The organism is Roseateles sp. FW301-B2, from assembly GCF_058788955.1.
In genome coordinates this window covers 1-13,191 of the sequence record NZ_JBYTBE010000028.1, presented here as the reverse complement: position 1 = coordinate 13,191, position 13,191 = coordinate 1, and the positions used below count along the sequence as shown (strand labels likewise).

At 69.0% G+C, this 13,191-nt stretch carries 8 protein-coding genes; all 8 read right to left on the bottom strand.

Annotated features, from left to right (window positions below; genetic code table 11):
• Positions 1-10 precede the first annotated feature (10 nt).
• The 8 genes from AC3WQY_RS17990 to AC3WQY_RS17955 all read right to left on the bottom strand — a co-directional run bounded on the left by AC3WQY_RS17990 (position 11) and on the right by AC3WQY_RS17955 (position 13,183).
• Positions 11-988, bottom strand: coding sequence for a WD40/YVTN/BNR-like repeat-containing protein (locus tag AC3WQY_RS17990; RefSeq protein ID WP_492709882.1), 978 nt, complete (start codon positions 986-988; stop codon positions 11-13).
• Between the two features lie 14 nt (positions 989-1,002).
• On the bottom strand, positions 1,003-3,396 hold the full coding sequence (locus tag AC3WQY_RS17985; RefSeq protein ID WP_492709881.1) for an efflux RND transporter permease subunit: 2,394 nt from the start codon (positions 3,394-3,396) through the stop codon (positions 1,003-1,005).
• A gap of 14 nt (positions 3,397-3,410) precedes the next feature.
• Complete coding sequence (locus AC3WQY_RS17980; protein WP_492709918.1) at positions 3,411-5,045, bottom strand: DUF1302 domain-containing protein; 1,635 nt, start codon at positions 5,043-5,045, stop codon at positions 3,411-3,413.
• 31 nt (positions 5,046-5,076) lie between these two features.
• Positions 5,077-6,474, bottom strand: coding sequence for a DUF1329 domain-containing protein (locus tag AC3WQY_RS17975; protein WP_492709880.1), 1,398 nt, complete (start codon positions 6,472-6,474; stop codon positions 5,077-5,079).
• A gap of 14 nt (positions 6,475-6,488) precedes the next feature.
• Positions 6,489-8,009 carry an aldehyde dehydrogenase family protein gene (locus AC3WQY_RS17970; protein WP_492709879.1) on the bottom strand — a complete coding sequence of 507 codons (1,521 nt, stop codon included), beginning with the start codon at positions 8,007-8,009 and terminating at the stop codon, positions 6,489-6,491.
• Between the two features lie 5 nt (positions 8,010-8,014).
• Positions 8,015-9,232: a saccharopine dehydrogenase family protein gene (locus tag AC3WQY_RS17965; RefSeq protein ID WP_492709878.1), complete on the bottom strand. Its 1,218-nt coding sequence runs from the start codon at positions 9,230-9,232 to the stop codon at positions 8,015-8,017.
• Between the two features lie 389 nt (positions 9,233-9,621).
• Positions 9,622-10,227 (bottom strand): YdeI/OmpD-associated family protein, encoded by a 606-nt coding sequence (locus AC3WQY_RS17960; RefSeq protein WP_492709877.1) that lies wholly within the window; start codon positions 10,225-10,227, stop codon positions 9,622-9,624.
• Between the two features lie 67 nt (positions 10,228-10,294).
• On the bottom strand, positions 10,295-13,183 hold the full coding sequence (locus AC3WQY_RS17955; RefSeq protein ID WP_492709917.1) for an adenosylcobalamin-dependent ribonucleoside-diphosphate reductase: 2,889 nt from the start codon (positions 13,181-13,183) through the stop codon (positions 10,295-10,297).
• Between the last annotated feature and the right edge of the window lie 8 nt (positions 13,184-13,191).

The window sequence follows — 13,191 nt, the reverse complement described above, 5'->3', positions numbered from 1 at the left end:
GTCGGGTGACTCAGTGCGAGTCGATGGGCAGGGGGCCCTGGTTCGAGAACAGCAGCGGCGCGCGGTTCGCGTCATCCGCGAGCAGCGCGGCCAGGCGCGGGCGCTGCGGCTGGGCCTGAGGATGGAAGCTGGCGCCGGCGTCGTCGCTGCGCAGCAGCTGGCCGTCCTGGCTGACGGCCAGCGCGCCGCGCTCGCCCAGCCTGACGAGGCCCGCAATCGATGTGTTGGTGCCGGCCTCGATGCGGCCCCAGCTGCGGCCCGCATCGGCGCTGCGGTAGAGCGCGCCGCGCAGGCCGCCCGCCAGCAGCACGCCATCCGCCAGCGCGGCGCCGGCCCAGAAGGAGCCGCGGTAGCCGGTGGCGAGATAGCTCCACTGCTGGCCGCCATCGGCCGAATGCAGCAGATAGCCCTTCTCGGCCGCGGCATAGAGCGTGCCGTCGGGGCCCGCGAACAGGCCGTAGAGATTCAGGTCGGCGCGCTTGGCACCGGGCGGTGCGGGCAGCTGCTGCGCCTGCCAATGGCGGCCGCCATCGCGGGTCAGCAGCACCAGCGACCACAGGCCCACGGCCACGCCATGCTCGCGGTCGAAGAAGTGCACGGCGAACAGCGGCCGGTCTTCCTGCGGCGCGCTGCGCTGCAGCGTCCAGCTGTCGCCGCCATCGGCGCTGTGCAGCACCACGCCGGCATGGCCCACCGCCCAGCCCTCGCGCTCGTTGGCGAAGGCAACGCCGGTGAGCGTCACGTCCACCGGCACGGTGCGGGCCTGGCGCCAGCTGGCGCCGTGGTCGTCCGACAGCAGCACCACGCCATGCGCACCGACCGCCACCGCACGCTTTTTCTCCGCGCCCGCCCAGGCGGCCGCCAGCATGGGCGCCTGGCTCGCATGTGCCACGCGCTCGGCCGGCTGCAGGGTCACGGCGCGGCCATCGACCGCCAGGGCCAGGCCCAGTAGCAGGGTGGCGGCGCGTTTGCAGAGTGTCTTCATCATGGTGGCTGGCCTCGTCAATGCAGCATCAGGCCGGGCACGCGGGCGGGCCGGCGGCGCGGCAGCAGGCGCTCCAGCCATACCGCGAAGGCGGGCAGCGCCGTCATCGCCATCACCATGTTCACCATGAACATGAAGGCCAGCAGCTTGCCCATATCGGCCTGGAACTTGAGCGCCGAGAACGACCAGGTGGCCACGCCCAGGGCCAGCGTGATGGCGGTGAAGATGGTGGCCGTGCCGACCTCCAGGATCGCCTGCTCGAGCGCCTGCACGATGGACTGGCCCCTGGCCAGATGCAGCTGCAGGCGGTTGTAGATGTAGAAGGCGTAGTCGACACCGATGCCCACCGCCAGCACCATCACCGGCAGGGTGGCCACGGTGAGGCCGATCTGCAGCTCCTTCATGAACCAGTAGCCGATGAAGGTGCCGATGGTGAGCGGCAGGCAGCAGGCCAGCACGGCCCGGAAGTCGCGGTAGGTCGCGAACACCAGCAGCACGATGGCGGCATAGACGTACAGCATCATCGGCAGCTCGCTGGCCTCCAGCGTCTCGTTCACCGCTGCCAGCACGCCGGCATTGCCCGAGGCCAGGCGGATCTGCACGCCCGCCTCGGCATGGCCGGCGGCGAAGGCCTTGACGGCCTCGATGACGCGCTGGATGGTGACCGCCTTGTGGTCGGTCAGGTAGAGGTGCACGGCGGTCATGCTGCAGTCCTTGCGCATGGTGCCGCGGGTGCGGGCGATCTCGGTGGCCAGGGCCGCGAAGTTGGCGGCGTCCAGGGGCACCGCTTCCATCTTCGGGTTGCCCTCGTTGTAGCCGAGGTTGTACTGCTTCATCTGGTCGGAGAAGGCGCTGACGGACAGCACGCCGGGCACCGGCTGCATGGCCCAGACGAAGCGGTCCTGGAACAGGCCGATGTTGACGTTGCCGCAGAAGCCGATGCCGTCCTGGGTGGCGGGAGCGCCTGGGGCCGCGCTGGCCTCGAAGATCACGGTCAGCCAGTCCAGGCCGGTGTCGTAGTTGGCGGCGATCGACACGGCGTCGCGGTTGAAGCGCGCATCCGGGCGCAGCTCGGGCGCGCCCGGCTCCACCGTGCCGACCACGCGGCCATGGCTTTGCCAGACGGCCAGGCCGAACACCGCGCCGACGATGGCCAGGCAGGCGGCGGCGTTGCGCGGCCGCGCGATGCGGGCCAGCAGGCGCAGCCAATCGGCGCGCGCCTCGCGCAGCGCCATCGCGGCATCGGCATAGCTGCGCTCGACGCGGAAGAAGGAGGCCGCCACCGGCAGCATCAGCAGGTTGGTGACGATCTTGAAGGCCACGCCCAGCGAGGCCGCGATCGCCAGCTCGCGCACCATCGGGATCGGGATCAGCAAGAGGGTGATGAAGGAGACAAAGGCGGTCGCCAGCGCCAGCGTGCCCGGGATCAGCAGGCCCGTGAGGCTGGCGCGGCAGGCGGCCTCGCAGCTCCGGCCCAGCGAGACCTCGCGCACGATGAAGTTGATCTGCTGCACGCCATGCGAAACGCCGATCGCGAAGACGAGAAAAGGCACCAGCACCGCCAGCGGGTCCAGGCCGAAGCCCAGCAGCTGCAGCGCACCGAACTGCCATACCAGCGAGGTGAAGGAGCACAGGATGGGCAGCAGCGTGAACAGCAGCGAGCGGCAATACCAGTAGACCGCCGCGGCGGTGAGCAGCAGGGCCAGGCCGAAATAGGCCAGCACCGAACCGGCGGCGTCGGCGATCTCGCCCACCTGCTTGGCGAAGCCGATGATCTCGATCGCGAAGTCCTGGTCCTCGAAGCGCTGGCGCAGCTGCTGCTCGAGGATGCGGTTGTAGGCCACATAGTCGAGCTGGCGGCCGTCGGCGCCGGTCTCGATCAGCTCGGCGCTGATCATGGCGCTGTCCTGCCCGCGCGAGACCAGGGTGCCGACGAAGCCGCCCTGCAGCGCCGCCGCGCGGATCTTGGCGATGCTCGCCTCGTCCAGGCTCTCGGGCGTGACGCTGCCGTCGATGAGCGGATCGGCGCGAAAGCCCTCCTCGGTGATCTCGTTGACGAAGCTGTTGGGCGTCCACAGCGATTGCACGCCCAGGCGCTCGACATTCGGCAGAAAGGTCACCGCCTGCGTCACCTGGTAGAGCCGGCTCAAGGCCGCCGCGGTCCAGATCGTGCCCTGGCGCGCCCGCACCACGATGTTGAGGCGGTTCGCGCCCATCACATCGTTGCGGTAGGCGTGGAAGGTCGCCACATAGGGATGGTTGCTGGGCAGGTGCTTCTCGAAGCCGGCCTCCATGCGCAGCCGCGAGCCGAAGTAGCCCATCACCAGCGTCAGCAGCAGCAGCGCCGCCATCACCAGCTTGCGCCGCCCGAAGCAGAAGGCCTCGAGGCGATCCAGGAAACGCTGCGTCATCGCCGTCACACCCCTCAGAAGTTGCGCGAGGCGTTGAGGCCGATGAAGCTGCGGTCGCGGTAGGGCTGGTCGACCGCCGTCTCGCCACCCATGAAGCGGGCGTAGTTGACGGCAAACTGCCAGCGCGCCGGGTTCTGGATGAAGCTGACGATGAAGTTGGCCGAATGCGCGCCCTTCATGAAGGTGGCAGCGCCATTGGGCGTGCGGCCGCTCAGCGCGCGGAAGTAGTAGAGCTCCGGCACCACCTGCCAGCCCGGGATCAGCGAGCCGTCGTAGACCCAGCTGAAGTCGAAGTTGATGCCCGCCGAGTTCTTGGTGCCCACTGCCACCGGCGTGCCGCTGGCCGAGGTCTGCTGGCCCCAGCCCCAGCCGCCGGCCGAGATCAGGTCATCGCCGTACTGCTGCTGCAGGCGCGGGAAGCGTATCGCCACCGCCTCGGCCAGCAGGGTGCCGGTCTGCGCGCCCAGCAGATTCAGCAGCCCGGGGGCCGAGTCCGGCGTCAGGCTGAACAGCGCGGTGAGCGCCAGCTGCATGCGCGCGGTATCGACCCAGCAGTTGCCGTTCTGCGAGGCGCAGCCGGTGGTGGCGGCGTTGATGGTGGCCGCGTCCTTGGGGCGGTAGGAGAACTCGGCGCCGATGGCCCAGTCGCCCAGCGGGAAGTTGGCCGACAGGCCGTAGAGCTTGCGGTTCTCGCCGTACACCCAGCCCATGCCGCCGTTCGGGTCGTTGAAGGTGAAGGACGGCGACTTGTCGTGGTAGTTGATCGCGTAGGCGCCCAGGTTCAGCTGCGTGCCCTGCGGCTGGTAGCGCAGCGACACGCCCCACTGGCCGCTGTTTTTCGCCTTGGTTTCCGGATAGCCATAGGCGCCGTGGCCGGCGCCCAGGCCGTTGAAGCTGGACCAGAAGCTGCCGGTGGGTGGCATGTAGTTGGCGTTCCAGCCCAGCTGCACATAGCCCTCGATGTTCAGGCCATGGCCCAGGCCGGCGGCGGCGCTGACGATGGGCGCGGGCAGGATGGCCTCCTTGAGCTGGGTGCCGGGCTGCGAGAGGCGCATCACGTCGACCGCGTTGGTGACGTTGATGCCGCCCGGGATGAACAGGCTCTCGCCCCAGCTGATCACCTGGTTGCCGGCGCGCACGCGCACGGACTGGTCCTCAAAGTCGAACTTCTTGCTGACCCAGAGGTCCAGCACGCGCGCCTTGAAGCGCAGGTCGCGGCGTGCGTCATCGGCCAGGTTGCCGTCCAGGCCCGGCGGCGTGGTGGCACTGCTCCAGCCGGTGGTGCGGGTGGCCGAGAAGTCGCGCAGCCAGCTCACCCGCGCCATCGCGGTGACACTCTCGGGAAACTTCAGCAGCAGCTCGTGCGAGCCCTTGAGGTAGGTGGTGAAGGCATCGCCCTTGGCGTAGTTGAGGTCGCCCTGGTCGCCCAGGCCGCTGGTCCAGGCCAGGCGGCCGGCCGGCCCGCCGCTGTTGCCCTCGATGACGCGGCCGCCATCCGGGGCATTGGTACGTATGCCGGTACCGACGCTGAGGGTCGAATCGAAGCTGCCCGAGACGAACTCGGTGTTGAAGGTTTCGGCGCTGGCGCCAGCGCAGACGATGGCCGTGGCGGCCGCGACGGCGCGCGCCGCGAGTTGGGGCTTGTTGATCACGAAGCTCTCCTAGTGGTGTCGAGGCGGATCAGCGATCGCTGATGGCACGCAGGTTGTCCGAGGTGTAGAAGGGCGCCTTCATGCGCTCGCCGCTCGGTTCGGTCAGCCACCGGACGTCGACGCCCGCACCCACGGTGCTGAAGTCGAAGATGTAGCGGCCCTCGGGCAGGTTGTATTGGCTGAAGGCGGCCACGTCGCAGCTGCCGGTCTCGTAGACCGGGATCAGGTAGCCCTCGCGCACCTTCCAGAGCGCGCCCTGCATGTCGTAGTCCTCGGCCAGCACGGCGTTCCAGCTGTCCTCGTCGAGGTAGTAGGTGCGCTTGGGCGAGACATGGCGCGCGCCCTTCTTGACGCTGGCCTCGACCACCCAGACGCGGTGCAGCTCGTAGCGGCGCGCGCTCGCGGCCAGCGCGTTCTTCTGCACCAGGTCCGACACCTTGGCCTTGAAGTCGTAAACGCCCAACGCGTTGTAGGGCACCAGCAGTTCCTTCTTGCCGACCAGCTTCCAGTCGAAACGGTCCAGCGTGCCGGTGAACATGATGGTCTCGTCCAGCAGGTACTGGTTCTCGAAACCGATCTGCGGCGCGTCGTAGGCATAGGCCGGCAGGCGACGCACGCGGCGCTGGCCGGGGAAGTAGTAGAAGGTCTCGCCGCTGGGGTTGTCCAGCAGGACATTGGCCGCCAGCGCCTGGCCGGCCAGCGCCGCCGGCGACTTGTAGCTGAAGTAGGTGAAGTACTCGATATTGCCGACGTCCGAGAGCTTGGCCGAGCCCTTCTTGCCCCAGGGGTAGAACATGGTCTGCTCGAAGCCGGCCTGGATCCAGTCCTCGCTGCCGCGGCGCGGCGAGACGAAGGTGAAGCCGTTGGGGAAGTCCGTGCCCACCCCGTGGTAGCGCATCTTGAAATTCATCATGGCCTGCGCGCCGGTGCTGGGCAGCGGGAAGGGAATGCCCGGCACCGCGGCCGACTTGAGGCTCCAGCCGTCCTCGCCCATCTTGGCGGCGCTGACGTTTTTCTTGGTGTTCTCGGCCACGAAGTCCGGCGCGCCGCAGCTGCGCCGCGTCGGGTAGACGTCCATCTGGAAGCCGGGGTTCTGCTTCAGCAGGGCCAGCTGGCCAGGGCTCAGCTGCTCGGCATGCTCGGCGGCATTGGCGGCGGTGATCGAGTGCAGCGGCTTGTCGGCCTTGTACTTCCAGAAATCCTTGCGCAGCTTGCCGTAGGCCCAACCCTCGCTGGCCTGCGCCTCATTCGTCCAGGCCGGGATGCGGCCATCCTTGCTGGCGGCCGCGTCGCCGCCCAGCGGGGTCAGCTTGCCGCCGAGTTGGCTGGCGTCGGCCGCGATGGCGTTGTTGGGGCCCGCCAAGGCCAGGCAGGCCGCGGCCAACAGGGCCGCATGGAATCGACGCTTGGAAATCGGATCAGCCATTTCTAAGTCTCCAGTCAAGTCGTGGATGGTTCGGTTGCTGGCGCCTTCGGCACGGTGTCGGCCGGGTACCAGTTCCAGTCTTCGCGCTCATCAAAGCGGGTGATCTGCTTGAGCTCCAGGAAGGCTTCGTAGCCTTGGCGACCCAGCTCGCGGCCGATGCCCGAGGCCTTCATGCCGCCCCAGGGCAGCTGGGTGAAGGTGGGCTGGGAGCAGTTGATCCACACCACGCCCGCACGCAGGGCGCGGGCCACGCGCTCGCAGCGCGCCGCGTCGGCCGACATCACCGCGCCGGCCAGGCCGTAGCGGCTGTCGTTGGCCAGCGCGATCGCTTCGGCTTCGCTGTCGAACGGGTTCACGCAGACCACCGGCCCGAACACCTCCTCGCGCCAGATGAGGCTGTCGGTCGGCACGTCGGCGAACACGGTGGGCTGCAGGAAATGGCCGCGTTCCAGGCCGACGGGGCGGCCGCCGCCGCTGACCAGGCGGGCGCCGCCCTCGCGGGCCCGCGCAATCGCCTCCAGCACCTTGGCATGCTGGGCGGCCGACACCAGGGGGCCCATCTGCACGCCCTCGGCGTCGCCGGGACCGATGCGGATCGCCTCGGCGGCCGCCTTCAGGTGCGCCAGCAGGGCCGCGTAGAGCGGGCGCTGCACCAGCACGCGCGAGGTGGCCGAGCAGACCTGGCCCTGGTTCCAGAACACGCCGAACTGCAGCCACTGCACGGCCTTGTCGAGATCGCTGTCGGCAAAGATGATCAGCGGCGACTTGCCGCCCAGTTCCAGGCTGACGTTGCGGCTCTCGCGCGCGGCCGCGGCCATCACCTTGGCACCGGTGGCCAGCGAGCCGGTGAAGGCCAGCTTGTCGACGCCGGGATGCTCGGCCAGCGGCGCGCCGGCTTCGGCACCCAGCCCGGTCACCAGATTGAAGGCGCCGGCGGGCAGCCCCGCCTCGTGCAGATAACGCGCCAGTTCCGTGCAGCTCAGCAGACACAACTCGGAGGGCTTGAGCACCACGCAGCAACCCGCGGCGAGCGCCGGCGCCACCTTCCAGGCCGCCATCAGCAGCGGGAAGTTCCAGGGCGTGATGGCGCCCACCACACCCACCGGCTCCCTGCGGATGCGGCAGTCAAAACGCGCGTCGCCCACATCCACCGCGGCCTCGCCCTCGGCCTCGATCTGCTCGGCCAGGTCGGCGTAGTAGTCGAAGCAGAAGGCGGCGTCGGCCACGTCCCAGCGCGCTTCCTTGAGCGGCTTGCCGTTGTCGCGCTGCTCCAGCCGCGCCAGCTGCTCCTGCTCGGCGCGCAGGGCGGCCGCCACCTGGCGCAGCAGGGCCGCGCGCTCGGCGGCGCGCAGGCGCGGCCAGGGCCCCTGGTCGAAGGCGCGGCGCGCCGCGGCGACGGCCGCGTCCACATCGGCGGCCGTGCCGGCGGCGGCGCGGGCAAAGACCTCCTCGCGGGCCGGGTCCTGCACGTCCAGCGTGCCACCGCGGGCCGCGGGCACGAAGGCGCCGTCGATGTAGAGAAGCCGCTCCAGCATGCTGCTCAGCCGATCTGGCGCGTCAGCGAGATCGCGAACTGGCGCTTCTCGGCTTCCACGAAGTAGGACTTGGCATCGAAATAGGCCTCGGGCGCGTAGACGCCGGGCCGGCGCGGTTCGCGCAGCATCAGCTGCACGGCGATCGAGGCATTCATCGAGGTGGCCGCGTCGACATAACCCTCGTACATCGGATGGGCGCGCACGATGACCTCGCAGCGCGCCGTGGCCGGCTGGTCGCCGACCCGCCCGCGGCCGATCGCGAAGTGGATCTCGCTGCTCTGCTGCGCGGGGATGCGCTGGGCGTTCTCGGCGATATTGCGGTTGATGACGGCGTTCAGCAGGTCCAGCGGCCGCACCGGCGTGCCGTTGACGTCCACCGGGCGGTCGAAGTCGCCGAAGCCCGCCTTCACCAGCCCCACCCAGGCCTCGTGCTCGCGCTTGGGCAGATGCAGCTTCCAGGTGAACTCCTGGATGCCCTTCTGGCGGATGCCATCGGCCAGCGGCACGGTCAGCTGCTCGGAATGGATCGAGTACATGAACTCGCAGCGCCCCCAGGGCTCGGGCAGGTCGATCACTTCCTTGCCGGTCTGCGGCGCGCATTCGACATGGCGGCCGCCGAGGAACTGTACGCAGGGGTGGGCGTACTCGGCCAGCACGGTCGAGACGCTGTAGGGCGGCACCAGCACCGGGTTCTCCGCGCCGCTCAGGGTGGCGGCCCAGTAGAGGTGGATGCTGTCAATCTCGTCGAGCTGGTCGGCCACGGCGCGGCAGATCACATTCGACATGCCCGGGTCGGCGCCGACGCCCAGCACCGCCACCACGCCGGCGGCGCGGAAGCGCTCGTGCCACTCCAGTTGCTTGACCGTGTAGGTGCCCAGCCCGCCCAGGTCCACATAGTCCGCCCTGGCGTCCAGCGCGGCGGCAAAGATGGCCATCTGATGGCCGGCCAGGGTCGGCACCGCGTTGACGCAGATGTCGACCCCGTCGAGCGCACGCCGCAGCGCCTGCGCATCGCTCACATCCAGCTCGTGCAGGCTCAGACGCGCGTCGTTGTTCATCGCCTCGCCCAGCGCCCGCATGCGCTCGCGGCTCGAGTCAAAAAGCTTGAGTTCCGCGATGTCGACGATGGCCCGATCCGACAGCAGGTCGCGAACGATGCCCTGCCCCATCATGCCGGCGCCGCCCAACAGGGCGATGCGCACCTTCTTGTCCTTGTTGCTCATTCCAGCTTCCTTGCTTCCACTGCGGAGCCAGTCTAAAACCGATCGATTAGTCGGTTTATGGGGGTTTTCCAGCGGAAGAAGGGAATGATCAACCTGGACAAACGAAGTCACGGTGGCAGCCTGGCCTCGCAAACTGACTTATGTTTCGGACTTTTTGGAGTAAGGGGGAGTCGCGCCTGGTCAGCGTCCGATCGATCGAGCGGACAGCGCCAAGGACAATGGCCGGGCTTTGCCTAACTGTTTGGTGAGCCGTCCGATACCGAGTACAAGCTCAATCAGCCGGTGGCTGAGGCTGCTGCAGCGTTTGCGGTCGGTCGACCCTGCGAGGCAGCCCTACCGGCAGCGGCGGTCGCCGTGAATTCAGCGCCGGACGACGGATTCGGGAGGGCTCAGCCCCGGGGCTTCGGCTTGAAGAGATGCAAGACCTCGCCCCGCGCCAACATCTCGACCAGCTGCGCGATCCGCGCGGCGCGGGTCTGTGGCCTCACCGCGGTCTGCACACGCCAGAGCACGGCGTAGCGGTTGCTGGCGTTGATGGTCGCGAAGAAGGCCTGCGCCGGCGGGCACTGGACCAGCGCGGCCTGCAGGTCTTCCGGCACGGTGGCCGTGCGCGCGCCATCGTAGGCGCGCTCCCAGCGGCCGTCGGCTTTGGCGGCATCGACCTGGGCCTGCCCGGCGGGCTGCATCCGCCCTGCTTCGATGAGCGCAGCGACCTTGGTCACATTCGTCTTCGACCAGACGCTGCGCGGCCGGCGCGGGGTGAAACGCTGCAGGAAGTGCTGCTCATCGAGGCCCTTCTTCTGCCCATCGATCCAGCCCCAACACAGCGCGATCTCCACCGCTTCGAGGTACGTGACGCTGGGGACGCCGACCCCTTTCTTGGCGATTTTGAGCCACAAGCCATCGGAGCTCGCGTGATGCTTGCGCAGCCAGGCCTCAAAAGCCTGTGCGGACTTGAATGGCTTTACATCCGGGGTGACTTGAGGGGCGTCCATACCGCGCAGTCTGCCGCAACTCCAGCTGTGCGTTACGACAGGCTGCGCGCCCGTTCAGGCCATCGCCTCAGCCGCACTGCCCCACATAACCGCAGGCGGTGCAGAAATCGCAGCCGTCCTTGTGGATCATGGTGGCGTTGCCGCATTCCGGGCAGGGCTTGCCGGCCTGCACCTGCAGGCTGGCGCTGGTCGAAACCGACTTGCCCACGGGCGCCTGCAGCAGGCCCATCTCCACCAGCGGCAGGCCCTGCTCGTCCAGCACACCCAGCATGGCATAACGGTGAATGATGAGGCGCGCCACATAGGCCACGGTGGAGGGCCAGATCTGCTGGCGACGCTCACCCGAGAGGGTAGGCACCGGCGCCATGAAGTGGCCCAGCGGTTCACCCACGTTGAGCAGCTTGCGCAGCTTCATGCCGATCCAGGCCGGGTCCATCACGCGCATGTCCAGCGAGAGCAGGCGCGCCATGCCGTCCAGGGCCTTGGGGTAGTTGCCCGAGAAGCCCATCGCGCAGGGGCGCGTGATGTGGCCGCCATCCGGCGCCGGCAGGCTGACTTCCTTGAGCGTGAGGGTGAACTGCTCGCCGGTGGCGGGGTTGTCCACATCCACCGCCCAGGCCAGCGTGCCCATGGTGCTGGTGCGCGGCTCCTCGCGGCTGAACATCGCGTCCAGCACCGGCGTCGGGCCGCCCTCCTGCAGCGCGCCGAGCTGCTCGCAGCGCGAGCGGATCACCGCGGCGGTGGCCGAGACCACGCCGGGGAACAGGCGCGACTCGCCGTTCGGCGGCATCGGCATCTCGAAGGCGCGCTCCTCGGCCACGGTGGCCAGCGCGTCGAGCTTGAGGCGCAGCCAGGCCGCATCATTGGTGCGCAGGTCCATCGAGAGCGTCTTGGCCACGGCGGCCAGGCCGCGCGGCTGTTCGGCGCCGTTCACCCACACCTCGAAGGGCAGGTTCTTGCCGAACAGGCCGGCATCCGGCCCCTCGGCCGGCAGCTCACCGACGAAGAGCGCGAAGTCGCCATGCGGGTGGCGGATCATGTAGCTCCAGGCCGGGTTGCCGCCGGGCAGCTCGGGCCGGCTGGGCCAGCGCAGCGAGGCCAGCACCGCGGTGGGCAGGCGCTCGACGCGCAGGCGCTGGTTAGTGCCGTCGGCCGTCACCGGCTTGAGCGGCTCGGGCGTGGCGGTGGGCTCGACGCTCAGCACCGAGCCGAGGATGTTGTTGGGCCGGTAGGTGGCCAGGCCCTTCAGCCCGGCCTTCCAGGCCTGGGTGTAGAGATCCTGGAAATCCGCATAGGGATAGTCCGCCGGCACGTTCACCGTCTTGGAGATCGAGGTGTCGACGAAGGGCGCCACCGCGGCCACCATCGAGGCATGATCGGCGGCGGAGAGTTCCAGCGCCGTCACGAAGGCATCGGACAGCGGTGCATCGCTGCCGAACATGTGGCGGTACAGGCGCCAGGCATGGTCCTCGACCGCATATTCCTTGAAGCTGCCGTCGGGCATGCGCTTCTTGCGCGTGTAGCTCCAGCTGAAGGCGGGCTCGATGCCGTTGCTGGCGTTGTCGGCGAAGGCCAGGCTGATGGTGCCGGTGGGCGCGATCGAGAGCAGGTGCGAGTTGCGCAGGCCCTGGGCGCGGATCTTGTCCTTCAGGCCCTGCGGCAGGCGCGAGGCGAAGTTGCCACCGGAGAGGTAGAGATCGGCATTGAAGAGCGGAAAGGCACCGCGCTCCACCGCCAGGTCGGCGCTGGCCTCGTAGGCGGCATTGCGCATCACCTCGCTGATGCGGCGCGCCACATCGCGCGCGGCCTCGGTGTCGTAGCGCTGGTTCAGCATCACCAGGGTGTCGCCCAGGCCGGTGAAGCCGAGGCCGACGCGGCGCTTGTTGCGCGCCTCCTGCTGCTGCGCGGGCAGCGGCCAGGGGGTCACGTCCAGCACGTTGTCCAGCATGCGGGTGGCCACCTTGCAGACCTCGGCAAAGCCCTCCTCATCGAAGCTGGCGTTGGGGCCGAAGGGGTCGCGCACGAAGATCGTCAGGTTCACCGAGCCCAGGCAGCAGCAGCCATAGGGCGGCAGCGGCTGCTCGGCGCAAGGGTTGGTGGCGGCGATCGATTCGCAGTAATGCAGGTTGTTGTCGGCGTTGATGCGGTCCAGGAACAGCACGCCGGGCTCGGCATGGTCGTAGGTGCTGCGCATCACCTGGTCCCACAGCGAGCGGGCCTTGAGCTTGCGGTAGACCCACAGGCCGTCGCCGCGCTGGTAGGCACCGGCGGCGCGCTGCTTGGCGCCGGGCTCCGCCTTGTGCGTGAGCTCCACCTCGGCATCGGCCTCGATGGCCTGCATGAACACATCGGTCACGCCCACCGAAACATTGAAGTTCTTCAGGTCGCCATGGTCCTTGGCGTGGATGAACTCCTCGATGTCGGGATGGTCGCAGCGCAGCACGCCCATCTGGGCGCCGCGGCGGCTGCCGGCGGACTCCACCGTCTCGCAGCTGCGGTCGAACACGCGCATATAGCTGACCGGGCCCGAGGCGCTGCTCTGCGTGGAGCCGACCCAGGCGCCGCGCGGGCGGATGCGCGAGAAGTCGTAGCCCACGCCGCCGCCGCGGCGCATCGTCTCGGCGGCCTCGGTCAGGGCGGTATAGATGCCGGGATGGCCATCGTCGACGGAGGCGATGGAGTCGCCCACCGGCTGCACAAAGCAGTTGATCAGGGTGGCGGTGAGCTCGGTGCCGGCGGCGGAATTGATGCGGCCGGCAGGCACGAAGCCGCGGCGCTGCGCGTCCAGGAATCTGGCTTCCCAATGCGCCCGGGCCTCGGGCGCCTCGGCCTCGGCGAGCGCGCGCGCGACGCGCTGGCGCAACTCGTCCAGGGTCTGTTCATCGCCCTTGGCGTATTTTTCCAGCAGCACTTCGGCACTGATGTCCTGGGCCGGCAGGGCCGAGGCGGGGGCCAGGGCGGTGC